Raw genomic sequence first — 19,853 nt, forward strand, 5'->3', positions numbered from 1 at the left:
GAATAGGGAATCGGGAATCGCAACAGCGGGAGGTCTTCGGAGATTTGGAAGGTGGGCTAGGAGCGCGCTTGGCTGCTCCGATTCTCCACTCCCGATTCCCGATTCCCCGCCGTCAAGCAAACTGCCTGAGAAAGCGCACATCGTTTTCGAAGAACGCGCGCAGGTCGTTGACGCCGTAGCGCAGCATCGCAAAACGCTCCACGCCCAGACCGAACGCAAAGCCGGTGTAGCGCTCCGGGTCGATGCCGACGCTGCGCAACACATTCGGGTGCACCATGCCGCAGCCCAGTACTTCCAGCCAACGCGTGCTGCCGTCGGGCTGCTGCCAGGCGATATCCACTTCGGCACCCGGCTCCACGAACGGGAAATAGCTGGGGCGAAAACGCATTTCGAAATCGCGCTCGAAGAACGCACGCACGAACTCGGACAACGTGCCCTTGAGATCGGCGAAATTCGAATGCTCGTCCACCAGCAGGCCTTCGACCTGATGGAACATCGGCGAGTGGGTCTGATCCGAATCGGAGCGATACACCTTGCCGGCCGCAATCATGCGCAGCGGCGGTTTGTGTGCATCCATGTAGCGCACCTGCACACCGGAGGTATGCGTGCGCAGCAGGCGACCGTCGCCGAAATAGAACGTGTCGTGCATCGCGCGCGCTGGATGGTGCGGCGGAAAATTCAGTGCTTCGAAGTTGTGCCAGTCGTCCTCGATTTCCGGACCATCTGACAACTCATAACCCAGCCGCGCAAAAATCTCGACAATGCGCTCGAGCGTGCGCGTCACCGGATGCAGGCCGCCGCGCTCGCCACGGCGGCCCGGCAAAGTGACATCGATGCGCTCGCCGGCAAGACGTGCGTCCAGTGCAGCGGTTTCCAGGGTCGTTTTGCGCTCCGACAACGCTGCGCTCAGCGTATCTCGGGTCTGGTTGATCGCCTCGCCCGCGGCCTTGCGTTGCTCGGCCGGCAGCGTGCCGAGCTGCTTGAGCTGGGCGGTGATGCTGCCACTCTTGCCCAACAAGGCAACCCGCAAGGCTTCCAGTTGGTCCGGTGTCTGCGCGGCGGCGACATCGGCCAGCGCGCGCTCGGTCAGGGATTGAATCTCACTCATTGCACTCGCGCCTCAACTGCTCAGCCGAACGGTGTTTCCGGATGCACCGGAATGCATGACCACTCACTTGCTGCCAGCCCTTGCATCACTCCAAGCCGGCAGCCCAAAACGCAAAAGGGGAAGGACTCGCGCCCTTCCCCCTGCATATCTGCGTTCCCTCGTCGACATCTGCACACGCATGTGCCGATGTCGCGATGACCTACCCCTTCAAAAGTCCGCACATGGATGTGCGGGCTCTTGCGAGGGACTCGCACCTACGCTGTGCGGGCTCTCGCGAGGGACTCGCACTTATGCCGCCAGCGCGCCCTTTGCCTTCTCGGCCAGCGCGGCAAAGCCGGCGGCGTCGTGCACGGCGATATCAGCCAGCACCTTGCGGTCCAGAGTGATGCCAGCCTTGAGCATGCCATTCATGAAACGGCTGTAGCTCAGACCATTGATGCGGGCAGCCGCATTGATGCGGGTGATCCAAAGCGCACGGAACACGCGCTTCTTCTGCTTACGGCCAATGTAGGCGTACTGCTGTGCCTTGATGACCGCCTGCTTTGCAACGCGGAAAACCTTACGACGGGCGTTGTAGTAGCCCTTCGCCAGATTCAGAATTTTCTTGTGGCGGCGGCGCGCCTGCACACCACGCTTTACTCGTGCCATGGTTCAGTCCTCAGAGATAGGGAAGCATACGATCGAGACGGCCTGCGTCCTCGGGACGGACGTGGTTCGTCTGCCGCAAGTTGCGCTTCCGCTTGGTCGCTTTCTTCGTGAGGATGTGGCTACGGTTTGCGTGGCCGCACTTGTACTTGCCGGAGGCGGTCTTGCGGAAACGCTTGGCCGCCGCCCGGTTGGTCTTGATCTTGGGCATTGCAATGTCCTTGATGGTGTTTTGTCACCGACACGGGCGGCAGTCTTGCGACCACGCTTTCCATCCTTGCCCTTGCCTGCTTGTAAGTCCTTGATCGAACACGATCGGGACAGGTCCTGTGCCGCTTGCGCGGCTCCCGGCAAAACCGGGCCGCGCAGTCTACCCGTTGCCGGGAATTCTTGCAAATCGACGGATTCGCCACCCTGACGGACCCGCTCGGGGGCCGCCATGGTGCGGAATCAGATTTTCTTCTTAGGCGCGATCATCATGACCATCTGACGCCCTTCCAGGCGCGGACGGGACTCGATGACGATGTCTTCGCCAAGGTCGGCCTCGATCCGTGCCGCCATCTCGCGACCCAGTTCCTGGTGGCTCATTTCGCGGCCACGGAAACGGATGTTGACCTTGACCTTGTCACCCTCTTCCAGGAAGCGACGCATGTTGCGCAGCTTGATCTGGTAGTCGCCCTCGTCCGTGACCGGACGGAACTTGAGTTCCTTGATCTCGACCTGCTTGGTCTTCTTCTTGGCCTCGTTGGCCTTTTTCTGCTGCTCGAACTTGAACTTGCCGAAATCCATGATCTTGCAGACCGGCGGATCGGCCTGCGGCTGGATTTCGACCAGATCCAGGCCTTCTTCCTCGGCCTTGGCGAGCGCTTCGTCGCGCGACAACACGCCGACCATCTCACCGTCACTGCCGATCACGCGGACGCGCGGCACACGGATTTCTTGGTTCTTGCGGTTCTGTTTGTTGTCAGGGGTACTGATATTGCAATCTCCCAGGGGAATCGAACCGGCGCATCCGGATCATCCAGACCGGCCGGGGTTGGCTCACGCTGCCTGCTCTGCCTGCAGGCGTTCGATGAAGGCAGAGACCGTCATGGTCCCGAGGTCCTCCCCCGAACGCGTCCGCACGGCGACTGCGCCATTTTCCTTCTCGCGGTCACCGACGACGAGCAGGTACGGCACGCGTTGCAGCGTATGCTCGCGAATCTTATAACCGATCTTCTCATTGCGCAAATCGGCGTTGACACGGAAGCCTTGATTTGCAAGGGTTTTCCGAACCGAGTCCACATATTCGGCCTGAGCATCGGTGATATTGGCGACAACGACCTGGACCGGGGCGAGCCAGGAGGGGAACGCGCCGGCGTGATGCTCGATCAAAATGCCGATAAAACGCTCCATCGAACCGACGATGGCCCGGTGCAGCATCACCGGATGCTTTTTCTGGCTGTGCTCGTCCACGTACTCGGCGCCGAGGCGGCCCGGCATCATGAAGTCGACCTGCATCGTGCCCAGCTGCCAGGTGCGGCCGATGGCGTCCTTGAGGTGGTATTCGATCTTGGGGCCGTAGAAGGCGCCCTCGCCCGGCAGTTCCTGCCACTCCACTCCGCACACGCCCAGCGCGCTGCGTAGCGCGGCTTCGGCCTTGTCCCAGGTGATGTCGTCGCCCAGGCGCTTTTCCGGGCGCAATGCGATTTTGATCTCGATGTCGTCGAAGCCGAACGCGGTGTAGACCGCCAGTGCCTGCTGGTGGAAGGCGGTGACTTCGGCTTCGATCTGCGATTCCAGGCAGAACACGTGGCCGTCGTCCTGGGTGAAACCGCGCACGCGCAGGATGCCGTGCAGCGCGCCGGAGGGCTCGTTGCGGTGGCAGGCGCCGAATTCGCCGTAACGGATCGGCAGGTCGCGGTAGCTGTGCAGGCCCTGGTTGAACACCTGCACGTGGCCGGGACAGTTCATCGGCTTGACCGCGTAGGTGCGCTTCTCCGACTCGGTGAAGAACATCGCGTCCTGGTAGTTGTCCCAGTGGCCGGACTTCTGCCATAGCGATACGTCCAGGATCTGCGGGCAGCGCACTTCGCCGTAGCCGCTGTCGCGGTAGACCTTGCGCATGTATTGCTCGACCACCTGCCACAGCGACCAGCCCTTGGGGTGCCAGAACACCAGGCCGGGGGCCTCTTCCTGCAGATGGAACAGATCCTGCGCCTTGCCGATGCGGCGATGGTCGCGCTTATCGGCTTCTTCCATGCGCAGGATGTAGGCATCGAGCTGCTTCTTGTCGGCCCAGGCGGTGCCGTAGATGCGCTGCAACTGCTCGTTCTTGGCATCGCCGCGCCAGTAGGCGCCGGAAATGCGGGTCAGCTTGAAGGCCTTGAGAAAGCGCGTATTGGGCACATGCGGGCCGCGGCACATGTCCACGTATTCCTGGTGGTAGTACAGACCCATCGCGGTGATGTCGTCGGACATGTCCTCGATCAAGCGCAGCTTGTACTCCTCGCCGCGCTGGACGAACACCTCGATCACTTCCGCGCGCGGGGTGACCTTCTTGATCACCTCGTAATCCTGCGCGATCAGTTCCTGCATACGCTGCTCGATCGCCGCCATGTCGTCCGGCGTGAACGGGCGCTCGCTGTAGATGTCGTAGTAGAAGCCTTCGGCGATGACCGGGCCGATCACCATCTTGACGTCCGGGTACAGCTGCTTGACCGCATGCCCCACCAGATGCGCGCACGAGTGGCGGATGATCTCCACGCCTTCGGCATCCTTGGCGGTGATGATGCGCAGGCTGGCGTCATGGTCGATGACGTCGCTGGCATCGACCAGCTGGCCGTCCACCTGACCGGCGATGGTGGCCTTGGCCAGCCCGGCGCCGATCGACTGGGCGACCTGCATCACCGAGACGGGGGATTCGAATTCGCGGCGGCTGCCGTCGGGGAGCGTGATGTTGATCATGGGCAAGAATGAGGTCTGGGCTGGCTGCAGCGGTGAGCTGCCATGAGAGATCTGCCCACTGCTGGACAGGCTCGGAAAGAACGTACGAAAAGTGCTGCGCGGGACAACGGCACGCGGGCGCTGGCTGCGCTGGGGCCGGTCCGGATCAACGGTGGGCGGTGATAGTGCTCATGTCGCACGCTGGGCCGGCGCGGAGCGCGGGCCACCTTCTCGCAAGGGGTCTTGGACGTGAATGGTAAACCAATCAGGCGGCCACTGGGCAGTGCGGCACGCCGCCGCCGGGCGCGTGGCATGATGCCGGCCACTTGTCCTGTCCGTTGCCGACCATGACCATCAAGGGTAAAGCCACCTCGCTGGATATCGCCTACCTGGCCGGTGTGTCGCAGCCGACCGTCTCGCGCGCGTTGCGCGGCAGCCCGATGGTCAACGAGGAAACGCGCAAGCGGATTCTGCGTATCGCGCATGAGCTGAACTACAAGGTCGACAAGAACGCTTCCTCGCTACGGCTGCGCAACGCCGGCACGCTGGCGCTGCTGTTTTTCGAAGACCCCACCGCCGACGATTCGCTGATCAACCCGTTCTTCCACTCGATGCTGGGCTCGATCACGCGCGCCTGCGCGCTGCAGGGCTACGACCTGCTGGTGTCGTTCCAGCAGCTGTCCAAGGACTGGCAGGCCGATTACGAAGACAGCAACAAGGCCGACGGCATTATTTTGCTGGGCTATGGCGATTATCAGGAATCGCGCCAGCGGCTGCAGTTGCTGGTGGAGCAAGGCACGCACTTCGTGCGCTGGGGCGCGGCATTGCCGGGCCAGCCGGGCATTTCCATCGGCAGCGACAATTATCAGGGCGGGCTGGACATCACCGAGCACCTGTTGGCGCAGGGGTGCCGACGCATTGCGTTTCTTGGCCACGCGTCCAATCACTACCCCGAATTCGAAGAGCGCTACCGGGGCCACGTGGCGGCGCTGGCGCAGCAGGATCTGGTCGCCGATGCCGCGCTGCAGTTCGATGCGATCACCACCGAATCGTCCGGGCATGCGGCATGCCTGGCGCTGCTGGAGAGCGGCAAGGCCTTCGATGCGGTGTGTGCGGCCAGCGACCTGATTGCGATCGGTGCGATGCGCGCGTTGCGCGAACGCGGCCTGCGCGTGCCGCAGGACGTGGCGATCAGCGGCTTTGACGATATTGCGTTGGCCGCATCGGTTGCGCCGGCTCTGTCTACCGTGCAACAGGACACCAAGCAGGCCGGCGCGTTGTTGGTGGAAAGCCTGGTCGCGCTGATCCGTGGCGAAGCGGCGCAGAGCCGCACGATCCCGGTGCGGCTGGCATTACGCGATTCCTCGCGCAGCAGCGGGTTGCAGCCACCGCTGGGCTGGTCGCCGGCCGCGGCAGCGGAAACCGGCGATGGCGGGCGTGGGCGAGCCGCTGATGTGCCTGGGACGCGTTGAGGATTCGGGAATCGGGAATCGGGAATCGGGAATCGGGAATCGGGAATCGGGAATCGTTAGAGCATGCACGACGGGCTGCAATAGTGGCTGCAGACCATTGATGCCTCGTAGGAGCGCACCCGGGCGCGACGAGGCGTTACCGATCAGGTCCCATCGCGCCCGCGTGCGCTCCTATCTGTTGCGGGCGTCGCGGACGGCTTGATCGGCCATCTGGGCGTCGAGTTGCTTGCGTAGTGCAGGGTCGGTGATCGGCGCATCCGACAGCAAGACGCGCACACCATGCGCTGGCACCTGCATCGCCAACTGACCTTGCACCTCTAGCGTTTCAGCACTCATCGCATCACGCCACGTGCCCGGTTGCAGAAAGCGCGTCACTTCGATGTTTGCAGCCGCATCGCCCTTGTTGAGCAACACCAGGGCAGTCTGGCTGGTTCCTGCATGCTGATAGACGCGAAAGAATGCCGCCTGGTTGCCGCGCAACATTACGTCGACCTGCACGCCGCGCTGCAGCGCGGGCGTCTCACGGCGCACGCGGGCGATCTGTTTCAGCGGGCCGAAGATCGGGCTTTGCGGTGCGGCCTTGATGCGCTCGACGCCGAAGTAATTGCGATTGCCCGCATGCTCCGCCCGCCCACGCATGAAGCCGATTTCCGAGCCGTAATAGATCACCGGGATGCCGCGCGCGGTGAACAGCCAGTTGTGCGCATCGATAAAGCCGGTGTCGCTGGCATCCAGACGCGCCATGTCGTGGTTGTCGTAAAAGCTCATCAGCTCGTACGGGTTCGCATACGGCCCCTGACGCAGAAACAACGGTTTGGCGAGCTGTTCGAAACCCTCTTGCGCGTGGCCGAAGACTGCCGAAAGCTGCTGCTTCAATGGGAAATCCAGCACGCTCACACCGGCGTTGCGTGCCCAGGTGTGGCCGGCAATCTTGTCGGCGTTGTAATCGAACGCCTCGCCAAACATGAAAAATCCCGGCCGTTTTTCGCGGATGCGCGCAACGAAGGCATGCCAGAAGCGGTCCGGCATCCAGCCGATGGTGTCGATACGGAATGCATCGGCACCCTGCTCCATCCACTGCAGATACGCATCCGTCAGGTAATCGAGTACCGCCGGGTTGTTCTCGTTGAGGTCGGACAATTCCGCCAGACCGCCACCGGTGTTGTAGAAGGCGTGCAATGGGTTGTGCTGCGGATCCAGCTGCGCCGGCGGCAGATTCTGGTGATCGGCAACCAAGCGACCACTGGCATCGTAGAGCTTGCCGAACCCGGGCTGCGCCACCGGCATGGTGTAGGCCGGCGAGCCGTGATTGCCCACGATATCCAGCACCACCTTCAGCTTGTTGGCGTGCATGGCGCGGGTGAAGCCGGCAAAGTCCAGTCCCGGGCTGGGGAGATGCTCGTCCAGCCTGTAGAAGTTGACGCCCCAGTAACCGTGATAGCCGGTCTTGCCGTGGTCGCTGAGCGTGCTGCCGCAGGTGATCGGCTTGCCGCCGGTAAATGCCTGGTCCGGGTTGTCGACGATCGGCGTGATCCATACCGCGCCGAAACCCAGGTCGCGAATGTAGTCGGCCTGTTCGACGATGCCTTTGAAATCGCCGCCGAGGTAGCCGATGTTGTCGTCGCTGCCATCGGCGCACGGGGTGGGCACATCGAAGGTGCGCTGCGCACCGCCCTGCTCGCGCTGATCGTTGCCAGTATCGCCGTTGACGAAGCGGTCGGTGACCACGAAATACACCGCATCGGCGGCCAACGGCTCCAGGGTGCCGTAATACTCCTTGGAAGCAGGCGCGGCGAGCGCCACGCCCGCATACATCGTCAACGCCAGATAGATCGCACTACGCATCACTGCCCTCCCGAGGCGACGGGGACCCGCACCACGCATACGCCTGCAATCAACAGGCTGAGCCCGCCAATGGCCAATGCATAGATGGGCTGGCCACCCAGCCAGACGCGGAGCACAAAGCCCAGCGCGCTGGCAGCGACCAACTGCGGAATCACGATAAAGAAATTGAAGATGCCCATGTACACGCCCATCTTGGCGGCGGGCACGCTGTCGGACAGCAAGGCGTACGGCAGCGAGAGAATCGATGCCCAGGCAAAACCGACGCCCAGCATGGACAGCAGCAACCATTGCGGGTCACGAATCACCAACATCGACAGCAAGCCCGCAGCACCCAACCACAGGTTGCACAGGTGGCTCCAGCGCAGGCCAATCGCACGCACCAGCAAAGGAATGATCAACGCTGCCAGCGCTGCAAATCCATTGTAGGCGCCGAACAGCACACCCACCCAGTTCGCACCATCGTTATAGGCTGCCGAGACCGTATCGGTTGCGCCGAAGTGCACCTGCGTCACCGCTGCGGTGGTGTAGATCCACATCGCAAACAGCGCAAACCAGGAGAAAAACTGCACCCAGGCCAGGCGTCGCATGGTCATCGGCATGCTGCGCAAGTCCTGCACAATGACGACCAGCATGCTGGTGCCCGGCAGTACACGCGTCAACGCGAGCAACGCGCCATAGGCGATGCACAGGCCGGCCAGCACATACAGCATGCGATCACCGTGCTGCCAGGCGATGGCCGCAGCAAGCACGACGCCAGCAACGCACCACGCTGCGCTTGATGCCTGCGACGGCAGCGCACCGCTGCCCATTTGCGTTGCAGCGGGCGGGTGCGCATCGTCGAAGCTCGCCAGCTGCGCGGGACTGTATTCGCGGGTGCGTAGCACGGTCCATGCGATCGACAGGAACAACACCGCCGCACCCAGGTAGAACGCGTAGCGCACGCTGTCGGGCAATTGCCCTGGCGGTGCGGTATTGGCAACGCCCCAGCGCGTGAGCAGCCACGGCAGAAAGCTCGCCACGATCGCACCAACACCGATGAAGAAGCTTTGCATCGCATAGCCGGTGGGCCGCTGGGAGGGTGGCAGCTGGTCGCCCACCAGTGCGCGGAATGGCTCCATCGAAATATTGATCGATGCATCCAGCACCCACAGCGTGCCGGCAGCAATCCACAGCACTGGCGCGTTCGGCATCACCAGCAGCGCCAGCGTGGTAAACACCGCGCCGACCATGAAATACGGGCGCCGACGGCCCCAGGGCGTCCAGGTGCGATCGGACAGATAGCCGATGATGGGCTGCACGATCAGCCCGGTGAGCGGTGCAGCGATCCACAACCCCGGTACATCGTCGACCTGCGCGCCCAGGGTCTGGAAGATGCGGCTGGCATTGGCGTTCTGCAGCGCGAACCCGAACTGGATGCCGAGAAAGCCGAAGCACATGTTCCAGATCTGCCAGAAGCTCAGGCGTGGTTTGGCGGTCATTGCGCTGTCTCCATGATGGCTGCCGGCCCGACGATCAACGCGCTGATCTGCGCCGTATTGACCACTCCATCGCGACCACCACGGCCGCCGTTGTACTGCGCAAAGTGCGTCAACGCGCTCATATTGAGACCATCGTCCAGCCGAAACGCACAGGCCTGACCCGCTACCACATCGAAGCTCGCCTGCGTGGAGACCTGCTCGCCCACGCTATGCGTCATCACGATGACATGCGATTGCGCGCCTTTTCCTGGGCATTCCAGCACCAGCTGCTTCACTGCGGCAGTGACGCCGGTGTTGATCGGGCCATTGTCGTTGCGATAGCGCAGCGACACGCGATGCGGGCCGCTGAGCGACGGCTGCCATGCCCAGGCTTGGCTGCCGCGTAGTTCCTGCGCCGGACCAAGCGTCAACGAAGGACTGTGCAGCGATTCGAGACCCTCCACACGCCGGGTCAGGCTGAGCACATGCAACACCCCGTCATCGGCAAGATCCCAATGTTCACTGGCGTCCAACGCACGGCCATCCATGTACAGCGTCGCGCCAGCGGGAATGGCGATGCGGTGAGCGCTGCCCCGCCGTTGCGCGACCGGCATCGCTGGCGTTTGCGGTGCAAACACCTGCACCGGCTGCGGCGGCGCGGCCAGATCGGCCTTGCGACCGACCAACTGCACCTGCGTGGTCTGGCCCTGCTGGGTGACACGGCCGGCCACCAGCAAGTCGCCTTCTTCGTTTGTCGGGCGAAGCAACTCGTACCGACGTGTGCCCTGCTCCAGCACGATCCGCTCGCGGTCGCCGAACAGCAGCGGCAGCAGGCTGCGCGGTAATTTCGGGGCAACGCTGCCATCGGCAGACACGCCGAAGACGCCGTCCAGCACCGCCGAAAGATAGCCGGCAACCGACCACAGCTGACGCGGCGAATTCACCACCGGGCCACTGCGCACGCCATCTTCCACATGCACGGCCAGGCTCTGCATCTCGTAGTTTTCCATGTTGGAGCCGGCCAGCGCGCTACCGCGCATCAGCGATTGCAGCTCCAATGCAATGCGCGGCGCATCGTCCAGCGCACGTGCAGCGCGCAAGGCATAGGCACTGACGAATGGCCAGATAGCGCGATTGTGATAAATCGGCTGCGCCGCTTCCTGCGGCCACACCACCGGGCTGCCTCCGGCAACCACCGGATAGTTTCGCAGCGCGATGCGTGCGCGCCCTGCGGGGAACACATCGGCCAGCACGCCCAACGACAAGCCCAGCAGATCGACCTTGGCATAGCGCACCGGATGCGCCGCCGTGCCGAGATAACTCACATACTGGCTACTGCCCGCATCCCAGAAGCGTGCATCGATGGTCTGGCGCAATACATCGGCCCACTGTGCGTAGTCGGCAGCGCGTGCGTCGCCATGCTGGCGTGCCAGCTGCTCGGCCAGGCGTAGCGCCTGGTAATGCAACACGTTGGTCGATAGCGCGAACGACTCGGCGATGAAGGCAACGTTCTCCCGCGTCCAGTCCGGATAGGTTTGCTCGCGCCAATCCAGAAACGAGGTTTCGCCACGGTAGAGGCCGATCTGCGCATCGAATACCGCATCGCGATCCTGCGCGATCGTCGCCTGCAGCGCCTGCCAGACGTCTTCAGCAAACTGTGTGTCGTCCAGCAATCCACGTGCGGCCAGAAACCACACCACCCGGTCGCTGCTGATCGGCCAGCTGCCACCGGAGCCGGTGTCCTGCGCCACAAACACACCAGGGGTCTTCTCGTCGCGTGCGGCCGACAGCTTGAAGCGCAAGGCATTGCGGGTGCGCTGCGGTTCCAGTCGCGCCAACGCCAGATCGGCGGCAAAACTGACATCGCGCGTCCACACGTACGGCCAGCGTTCGCCGGTCTCGAAGCAGTTGCACGGCACCGGCTTACCGGCGTTGAAGGCCGGATCGCGGATCGCATCGACACGGTCGTCGGCCATCTCCTGCTGCGCTAACGCAAACAAGGCGTCGAACATCGGGCTGGCGGTGTGCGTGCGCATCGGCTGTGCGGCAATGCGGCGCTCGCCCTGCGGCCAGCGCAACACAAAGCTTCCATCGTCCAGCGCCTGCGCGTGTGCACGGCGCCCCTGAAATTCCAACTCGTCGGCCAATACCGGCGAGCTTGCCGCAACGCCGAGCGTTGCAGCCATGCAGATCATCTTCAGCATCGAAGCGGCGAGACGGCTGGTGCCGTCGGCCTTCCTCCCTCGTTGCACGCGTTGTGGTGCGCGGCACAGGCGTGCCACGGTCGCGGACCCTCCCAGGTGCCGTACGCCATGGTAGACGCGCACCCTGCCCTGACGCATCACTGCATACGTATTCATGGCGGCAACGAGCGCACAGCACGGCGCTTGCACGGTGTGCCGCTGCATAGTCGCCGCTTCTGCAACGGTCGCCTTGGGAGGGGATATGCCGCTGTCTTTACGTCGAGCACGCTCGACATTCGGCGCCGCCTGGATCGCGCGGCTGCTGATTCTGACCTGCTTCGGCAGCCTTGCCTCGCTAGCGCACGCCGAGGTCACCACCATCGACGTGGCGTCGCCCGGCAAGGTCTTGCAAGTGAGTCTGGACCTGGACGGCGGCACGCCTTACTACCGTGTGCAGCGACTGGGCCAGCCGGTCGTACAGCGCTCACGGCTGGGCTTTACCTTGCGCGATGGCCGTCTGGACCGCGGATTGGTGGTGCGTTCGCAATCACGCCAGAGCCATGACGACACCTGGGAGCAACCCTGGGGCGAAACACGCCTGGTGCGCAATCACTACAACGAACTGCGCGTCAGCCTGGGCGAACGCGATGGTATGCAGCGCAGCTTCGAGGTGATCTTTCGCGTCTACGACGACGGCGTGGGATTTCGCTATCACTTCCCGCAGCAAGCCGGATTGCGTGAAGCGATCATCGACGAGGAAGTCACTGAGTTCGCCATCGCACAACCGGCTGAAGCATGGTGGATTCCCGCAGGCGAGCCGATCCACTACGAGTATCTGTATCGGCGCACGCCGTTGAATCAGGTCGCACTGGCACACACGCCACTGACGCTGCGTACCGACAGCGGGCTGCACATTGCGCTGCACGAAGCGGCGTTGGTGGACTATGCCGGCATGTGGCTACGTCGCACCGACGACCAGCGTCTGCGCGCGCAGTTGTCGCCGGCCGCCGAAGGCTGGAAAGTGCGCCGCAGCCTGCCGTTCGATACGCCGTGGCGCACGCTGCAGATCGCCGATCAGGCCACCGGCCTGGTGGAATCCAACCTGATCCTCAACCTCAACGAACCCAATGCGCTGGGCGCGGTGGACTGGGTCAAGCCGTCCAAATATGTCGGTGTGTGGTGGTCGATGCATCTCAACCAACAGACCTGGGCCACCGGACCCAAACATGCGGCCACCACCGCCACGACCAAGCGCTATATCGACTTCGCCGCCGCACATGGATTTCGCGGCGTGCTGGTCGAAGGCTGGAACCCGGGCTGGGACGGCGAATGGTTCGGCAACGGCGGTAGCTTCGATTTCACAAAATCCACGCCGGATTTCGACCTACCCGCACTGAGCACGTACGCCGCAGCCAAAGGCGTGCATTTGATCGGCCATCATGAAACGGGATGCGCAGTGGACCATTACGAAGACCAGATCGCCGAGGCGATGGACCTGTACGCACGCTTCGGCGTGGACTCGGTGAAGACCGGCTATGTCTGCGACGACGGCCAGGTGGAGCGACGCAACCCTGCGGGCGGCGCACCGTTGCGCGAGTGGCACGATGGCCAATGGATGGCGCGCCATCATCTGCGTGTGGTGCGCGAGGCGGCCGAGCGGCATATCGCAGTCAATGCGCACGAGCCGATCAAGGACACCGGGCTGCGCCGCACCTATCCCAACTGGATCTCGCGCGAAGGCGCGCGCGGCATGGAATACAACGCCTGGGGCCAGCCACCCAATCCGCCGGAACACGAGGTCAACCTGGTGTTTACGCGCCTGCTCGCCGGGCCGATGGACTACACGCCGGGCATCGTCAGCCTGAAGGGTCGCAACGGCCAGGCCATTCCCAGCACGTTGGCGCGGCAGCTCGCGCTGTATGTGACGCTGTATAGCCCGATCCAGATGGCCGCCGATCTGCCTGAGCATTATCTGCAACATCGCGACGCGTTCCGCTTCATCGAAGACGTGGCGGTGGACTGGGACCAGACCCGCGCATTGAATGGCGAAGTGGGCGATTACGTGACCATCGCGCGCAAGGATCGGCACAGCCGCGAATGGTTCCTGGGCAGCATCACCGACGAGCACGGCCGCCTGCTGCAGGTGCCGCTGAGTTTTCTCGAACCCAACGTGCGCTACACCGCGCAGATCTATCGCGATGGCGACGGCGCCGATTACCTGAGCAACCCGTTCGCCTTTGTGCGCGAAGAGCGCCAGGTCGGCAGCAGCGACACCCTCGAACTGCGCCTGGCACCCGGTGGCGGGCAGGCGATTCGCTTCGTCCCGCTGGATGGCAAGCGTTGAGTGATGCATCGCAGCACGCTGCGGTGCCGCCGACGCCAGTGAGTGCATCTCACCACCGCGCCCCATCGCCACAGATCGTGCATCGCGCCCATGCGCGATCTGCAGCAGCAGCTTCGTGCGCTGGATGCCTTGCGTGGAATCGATTTCATTGCGGTTGTGCGGGTTGAATACGTATGCAGCACCCGTTTGCATGCGGGTGCGGTGTCTACCATACGTTGCAGTCGTGACGTCCGTCCGGGCGTGCGACGCATGACATCCAGGCGTCTGCCGGATCAAAAAATCAAAGAACAACATGTACCTGGGAGGGGAAAATGTTGAAGCACAAGCGCTCTGCGCTGAGTATCGCCCTGGCCGTTGCCATGGCACCGACGCTGGCTGCCGCGCAGTCGGCAACGCCTGCACAAGCCACCGCCACCGAACAAACCGCATCCAATCAACAGAACGGCGCAGTCACCGAGTTGGACAAGGTCCAGGTCACCGGCCTGCGGCGCGCGATCGAAGGTGCCATCTCGGTCAAACGCGACTCCACCTCGATCGTGGAAGCCATTTCGGCCGAAGACATCGGCCGTCTGCCCGACGTCAGCATCGCCGAATCGCTCGCGCGCCTGCCTGGCCTGGCCGCGCAGCGTGTGGCCGGTCGCGCGCAAGTCATCAGCGTACGCGGCCTGTCGCCGGACTTCTCCACCACCCTGCTCAATGGCCGCGAAGTGGTCAGCACCGGCGATAACCGCAGCGTGGAATTCGACCAGTATCCGTCCGAGCTGGTCAGCGGCGTCACCGTCTACAAGACCCCTGACGCAGGTTTGGTTGGCCAGGGCCTGTCGGGCACCGTCGACATGCAGACCGCGCGTCCGCTGAGCTACAACGAGCGGGTGATTGCCATCGGTGGCCGCTATCAGCGCAACTCGCTGGGCAAGGCTGCCAACGTCGACCCTTACGGCAACCGCTTCAACGTCAGCTACATCGATCAGTTCGCCGATCGCACCATCGGCCTGACCATCGGCTACGCCCACACCGACATGCCGATCCAGGAAAACCAGGTGGGCTTGTACGAGCCGTGGCAGCAGGTCGACGCACAGCGTCAACGCCCTGGCGTGGCCGACGGCGTGTATTTCTCCGACGGCATCAAGGCACTGCGCCGCACCGGCAACCAAAAGCGCGATGGCGTCATGGCCACGCTGCAATATCGCCCGTCCAACGCCTGGACCAGCACGCTCGACGCCTTCCACACCAAAGCCGAGCAGATCGACACGGCCAACCAGTTCGAGCTCAACCTGAGCAACTACAACGGCGGCTACACGCCGGGCCTGAACATCACCGACGTGCGCGTCAACGACAACAACAGCTTCATCGGCGGCACCGCCAGCGGCGTCTACCCGCTGGTGCGCGGCATGTACAACAAGCGCGAAGACAAGATCGAAGCGTTCGGCTGGAACAACGAAATCACCGCCGGCGCGGTCAAGATCATCGCCGACCTGAACTACTCCAAGGCCACTCGCGACGAATTGAACCTGGAGAACAATCTCCAGCGTGCCCCCATGCCACAGTTGGACACCGTTGGCGTGTCGGTCGTCGGCAACGGCTTCTCGCAGCTGGCGCCCGGTATGAATTATTCCGATCCAGGTGAGCTGTTCCTCACCAACACCATTTACGGCTCCGGTTACGGCAAGGTGCCGCGTGTGGAAGACGTGCTAAAGGGCGCACGCCTGCAGGCCAGCTTCCCGATGCCCGAAGCGCTGAGCTGGTTCTCGGATCTGGATGTCGGCGTCAACTACGCCAACCGCGAAAAGCAGAAGACCCAGCCAGAAGGCAACATCACGCTGGGCGCGCAGGGCGAGGCCACGGTGGCCGCGGATCTCCAATACGCACCGGTCAACCTCGGCTTTGCCGGTCTCGGCTCCCTGCCCGCGTGGAATGTGCCGGCCGCGGTCTCGCGCTACATGCTGTTCAACCCCAGCGACGATGCCTCGTTCCTGGTGTCCAAGGCCTGGACGGTCGAAGAGAAGATCACCACCGCCTGGCTGCGCGCCAACATCGATACCGAATGGGGCGAGGTCGGTGTGCGCGGCAATATCGGCGTGCAGTTGCAGAGCGCCGATCAATCCTCGCAGGCCAATTACTGGGATGCCTCGCAGCCGCCTGGCAGCGAAGTGCGGCCCATCGACGATGGCAAGAAGTATCGCGACTGGCTGCCCAGCTTGAACCTGGCTTTCCAGTTCCCGTACGAGCAGACACTGCGCTTTGCGATGGCCAAGCAGGTCGCGCGCCCACGCGTGGACCAACTGCGTGCTTCGCTGGAGTTTGGCGTGGACACATCGACCGGCCGGCCCGGCGCTAGCGGCGGCAACCCGATGCTCGACCCATGGCGCGCCAACGCCATCGACCTCTCGTACGAAAAATATTTCGCCGAGCGCGCGTATGTCGCGGCTGCCTTCTTCTACAAGGACCTGAAGAGCTACATCTACACCCAGAGCCGCGACAACTACGATTTCTCAGCACTGGTCGCCGGTTACGTGCCGCCACCGGGCTCGGCCCCGGTGCTCACCACAGGTACCTTCAGTGCACCGTTCAACGGCAAGGGCGGCACGCTGCGCGGCGTCGAGCTCACTGCATCGCTGCCGCTGGATCTGCTGTTCGCCCCGCTGGAGGGCTTCGGCATCCAGGCCAGCGCCACCTTCAACGACAGCGACGTCAAGATCCGCGACCCGGAAAGCGCCTCCAGCGTCGGTGATGGTGAAATCAGCCTGCCCGGCTTGTCCGAGCGCGTCTACAACCTCACCGCGTATTACGAGCACAAGGGCTTCGAAGCACGCGTCAGCCAGCGTCGCCGCTCCGACTTCATCGGTGAGATCGGCAACTTCAACGGCAACCGCACCCTGCGCTACGTCGTCGGCGAAAACATCACCGACGCGCAGATCAGCTACAACTTCGCCGAAGGCAGCACCCTCGATGGCCTCACCCTGCTACTGCAAGCCAGCAACCTCAGCAACTCCCCGTACCGCACCTATGCAGAAACCAAGGACCGCCCGCTCGAATACATCGAATGGGGCCGCACCTTTGTGCTGGGCGTGAACTACAAGTTCTGAGTGGCTGGTATCACCACGTTCTGGAGACAAGACGCCTGAGTCGCTTACGAAACGTTGGGGAGCGTCATATCCCAAGTTCGCCTTCCACATCGGAAGGCGAACGAGACGCTCGATACCACAGCGACCAAGCGTTGCAGGAAGATAAGCCCCTCTCCCACCGGGAGAGGGGTTGGGGTGAGGGTACGGCTCCCTCCCTTCCCTAAAGCCCAGGCATCAATGCTACAAAATTGATATTATTTCCGACAAAGTAAGCTCCGATCAAAGCAAGAAGCGCATAGCGTCAAACGACATTTCCGTTGCGCCTCAGCATAAAAAAAGACCCGCCGATATCAAGCCGGCGGGTCTTTATTTTTGAGATCTTCACCACGAAGTCCAACCTAACGAGATCGCGCAAGACAACTTGCAGCACATCCTTTCCTGCCACAGGCCACAGGCCACAGGCCACAGGCCACAGGCCACAGGTCCTAAGTTACGCGGTATAAGACCGACTTTCGAGCTGCACGCCTCGCATATGCACTCAGCGACGCACTCGCAAAGGCAGCAAGCGGTTTAAAGAAGCCTTGCAGCGAGTCACCGCTAGCTATAACACCGCATGCTAGCCAAGCCAGCTAACAGATCGGAAGACGCATCAAAATTTATGCGCTCCTGATGACACGCTGCCACTCACTAGTCAGAAAGCCTGCAATGCTAGGGCTTATCAACGCTCTAGTACGCGAGACGATCAGCCGGCTAAAAAGAACGGAGCGACATCGCAAAGAATGCCGCACCGTCTTTCAAAGCCATCTCAAGCTCACGCGTGGAAGTTGCAGCTAGTCGTACTCAGCCACGACCTACCGCAGCAACAACCGCATGCCCGGCCAACCTGATGTGTCCGCCCTCGATCGCCCCACGTTCAACACCAGGTACATCGATCTGCTCCCACTCGCCGGCAGGTAATGCGATGTCAGCAGGATCGGCGGACAGATTGAATGCCAACAGCATGACCTGACCCGCACGCTCGCGCCGAAACATCAGCACAGGCTCGGCCGTGTCGTAAAAAGCGATAGATCCCTCACGCAACGCCGGTATTTCCTTGCGCCAAGCAAGAAACGCACGTACTGCGCTCAATACAGAATGCGCATCGTCCTGCTGCACACTCACCGCAGCGGTACGATGCGGCTCCGCCAGCGGCAACCACGGCTTGCCACTGGTGAATCCAGCAGATGGCGCGTCGGTCCATGGCATCGGCGTACGGCAGCCATCGCGGCCCTTGAAGGTCGGCCAGAACGTAATGCCATACGGGTCCTGCAGGTCCTCGAATGCCACGTCCGCTTCGCCCAGGCCTAGCTCCTCGCCCTGATACAGGCAGATCGACCCACGCAGCGAACACAGCAGCGCCACCACCATCCGCGCAAACGCCGGTGACGCATGCTCGCCGCCCCAACGCGTTACCGCACGCACCACATCGTGGTTGGAAATCGCCCAGCACGGCCACCCCTCCAACATGGTGGCCTCGAGCCGGCTCACCGTCTCGCGGATATACGCGGCGCTATAGTCCTGCACCAAGAGCTCGAAGCTGTAGCCCATATGTAAGCGGCCCTGGGCGGTGTACTCGGCGGTGGTCGCCAGCGAATCCTCCGACGAAATCTCGCCCAGGCTCACCGCGTTCGGATAACGGTCCAACAGCCCACGCAAGCGCTCCAGGAAAGGCAGGTTCTCCGGCTGCGTATTGTTGAAGTAGTGGTACTGATACGCGTACGGATTGTCCGCACTGAATCCCCGCCCCACCCGCTTGTCCGCCGGCTTGGCAGGATTGTCGCGCAGCTGCGCATCATGGAAACAGAAGTTGATCGCATCCAGCCGGAAGCCATCCACGCCCCGATCCAGCCAGAAACGGACGTTGTCCAAGGTCGCCTGCTGCACCTCCGCACTGTGGAAATTCAGGTCGGGCTGGTCCACCAGGAAGTTGTGCAAGTAGTACTGCTCGCGCCGTGGCTCCCACTGCCACGCCACGCCACCGAACAACGACAACCAGTTATTCGGCGGCGTTCCATCCTCGCGCGGGTCGGCCCACACGTACCAATCGGCCTTCGGATTGGTCCTGTCCTGACGGCTCTCCTGGAACCACGCATGCGCGATCGACGTATGGCTCAGCACCTGGTCGATCATCACCTTCAAGCCAAGCCCATGTGCCTTGTCGAGCAAGCGATCAAAATCGTCCAGCGTCCCGAACAAGGGATCCACCGCGCGATAGTCCGCGATGTCGTAACCAAAATCGGCCATCGGCGACTTGAAGAACGGCGAGATCCAGATCGCATCCACCCCCAACCCGGCGATGTAGTCCAGCTTGGCGATGATGCCGGGCAAATCACCGACCCCATCGCCATTGGAATCGAGAAAACTGCGCGGATAGATCTGATAGATGACGGCCCCGCGCCACCATGGTGTCTGCGACATGTACGCCCCTCCCGGGCCAATGCGAGCGCCAGAATGAGCGCCCAGCTAAGGCTGGTAGCGTAGCCGCGTAACACCTTGTGGACGTGCAGGTGCATACGTATTCATCTCATGTCGAGCTGAAAGTTCCTAAACCAACTCTACGGATTCTTAGTTGGTCGATACATCAGGCACGAACAGCATCGGGAGGTAAATCAAATAATCACTACTGGAAATTCTCGGAAAAGACAATTAAATCTATCGAAGTTCGCATAGAACCTTGTGTAGGAAGCGATACTCTTACGCAATAACCCCGTGCCCATACCACTGCACCCACACACCGAGACCGCCAAACAACCGCTCGTTCAATCCTGCC

General features: G+C 62.5%; 12 protein-coding genes. 3 read left to right on the plus strand and 9 right to left on the minus strand.

Going from position 1 to position 19,853, the window contains the following annotated elements; translation table 11 throughout:
* Window positions 1-112: 112 nt before the first annotated feature.
* The 5 genes from pheS to thrS form a co-directional block, all read right to left on the minus strand.
* Entirely contained in the window at window positions 113-1,108 is a 996-nt protein-coding gene (gene pheS / locus ABQU90_RS05995; protein ID WP_055851500.1) for a phenylalanine--tRNA ligase subunit alpha, read from the minus strand.
* Window positions 1,109-1,396: 288 nt separating this feature from the next.
* Window positions 1,397-1,756, minus strand: a complete 360-nt coding sequence (gene rplT / locus ABQU90_RS06000) for a 50S ribosomal protein L20 (RefSeq protein WP_006449140.1) — start codon at window positions 1,754-1,756, stop codon at window positions 1,397-1,399.
* 10 nt (window positions 1,757-1,766) lie between these two features.
* Window positions 1,767-1,964, minus strand: a complete 198-nt coding sequence (gene rpmI, locus ABQU90_RS06005) for a 50S ribosomal protein L35 (RefSeq protein WP_006449141.1) — start codon at window positions 1,962-1,964, stop codon at window positions 1,767-1,769.
* Between the two features lie 239 nt (window positions 1,965-2,203).
* Window positions 2,204-2,746 carry a translation initiation factor IF-3 gene (gene infC, locus ABQU90_RS06010; protein WP_070690874.1) on the minus strand — a complete coding sequence of 181 codons (543 nt, stop codon included), beginning with the start codon at window positions 2,744-2,746 and terminating at the stop codon, window positions 2,204-2,206.
* 48 nt (window positions 2,747-2,794) lie between these two features.
* Window positions 2,795-4,699: a threonine--tRNA ligase gene (gene thrS / locus ABQU90_RS06015; RefSeq protein ID WP_323521159.1), complete on the minus strand. Its 1,905-nt coding sequence runs from the start codon at window positions 4,697-4,699 to the stop codon at window positions 2,795-2,797.
* 326 nt (window positions 4,700-5,025) lie between these two features.
* Between thrS and ABQU90_RS06020 the strand changes: the two genes are divergently transcribed.
* Window positions 5,026-6,150 carry a LacI family DNA-binding transcriptional regulator gene (locus ABQU90_RS06020; protein ID WP_055851496.1) on the plus strand — a complete coding sequence of 375 codons (1,125 nt, stop codon included), beginning with the start codon at window positions 5,026-5,028 and terminating at the stop codon, window positions 6,148-6,150.
* A 171-nt stretch (window positions 6,151-6,321) separates the two neighbouring features.
* Here the strand turns inward: ABQU90_RS06020 and ABQU90_RS06025 are convergent, their stop codons facing one another.
* The 3 genes from ABQU90_RS06025 to ABQU90_RS06035 are packed head-to-tail and all read right to left on the minus strand — an operon-like array spanning window position 6,322 to window position 11,656.
* On the minus strand, window positions 6,322-7,995 hold the full coding sequence (locus ABQU90_RS06025) for an alpha-amylase family glycosyl hydrolase (RefSeq protein ID WP_323521160.1): 1,674 nt from the start codon (window positions 7,993-7,995) through the stop codon (window positions 6,322-6,324).
* The gene (locus ABQU90_RS06030) at window positions 7,995-9,473 is read right to left on the minus strand and encodes an MFS transporter (protein ID WP_323521161.1); all 1,479 of its coding nucleotides are present in this window, start codon (window positions 9,471-9,473) and stop codon (window positions 7,995-7,997) included. The genes ABQU90_RS06025 and ABQU90_RS06030 overlap by 1 nt, the downstream gene beginning before the upstream one ends.
* Window positions 9,470-11,656 (minus strand): glucosidase family protein, encoded by a 2,187-nt coding sequence (locus ABQU90_RS06035; RefSeq protein ID WP_323521162.1) that lies wholly within the window; start codon window positions 11,654-11,656, stop codon window positions 9,470-9,472. The genes ABQU90_RS06030 and ABQU90_RS06035 overlap by 4 nt, the downstream gene beginning before the upstream one ends.
* Window positions 11,657-11,897: 241 nt before the next feature.
* Between ABQU90_RS06035 and ABQU90_RS06040 the strand changes: the two genes are divergently transcribed.
* Window positions 11,898-13,979 (plus strand): glycoside hydrolase family 97 protein, encoded by a 2,082-nt coding sequence (locus ABQU90_RS06040; protein ID WP_323521163.1) that lies wholly within the window; start codon window positions 11,898-11,900, stop codon window positions 13,977-13,979.
* Between the two features lie 311 nt (window positions 13,980-14,290).
* Window positions 14,291-17,065, plus strand: coding sequence for a TonB-dependent receptor (locus ABQU90_RS06045; RefSeq protein ID WP_323521164.1), 2,775 nt, complete (start codon window positions 14,291-14,293; stop codon window positions 17,063-17,065).
* Between the two features lie 819 nt (window positions 17,066-17,884).
* Here ABQU90_RS06045 and ABQU90_RS06050 read toward each other — a convergent pair.
* Complete coding sequence (locus ABQU90_RS06050; protein ID WP_323521165.1) at window positions 17,885-19,501, minus strand: alpha-glucosidase; 1,617 nt, start codon at window positions 19,499-19,501, stop codon at window positions 17,885-17,887.
* Window positions 19,502-19,853: the final 352 nt, after the last annotated feature.

Source organism: Xanthomonas sp. WHRI 10207, assembly GCF_040202975.1.
Taxonomy (GTDB): domain Bacteria; phylum Pseudomonadota; class Gammaproteobacteria; order Xanthomonadales; family Xanthomonadaceae; genus Xanthomonas.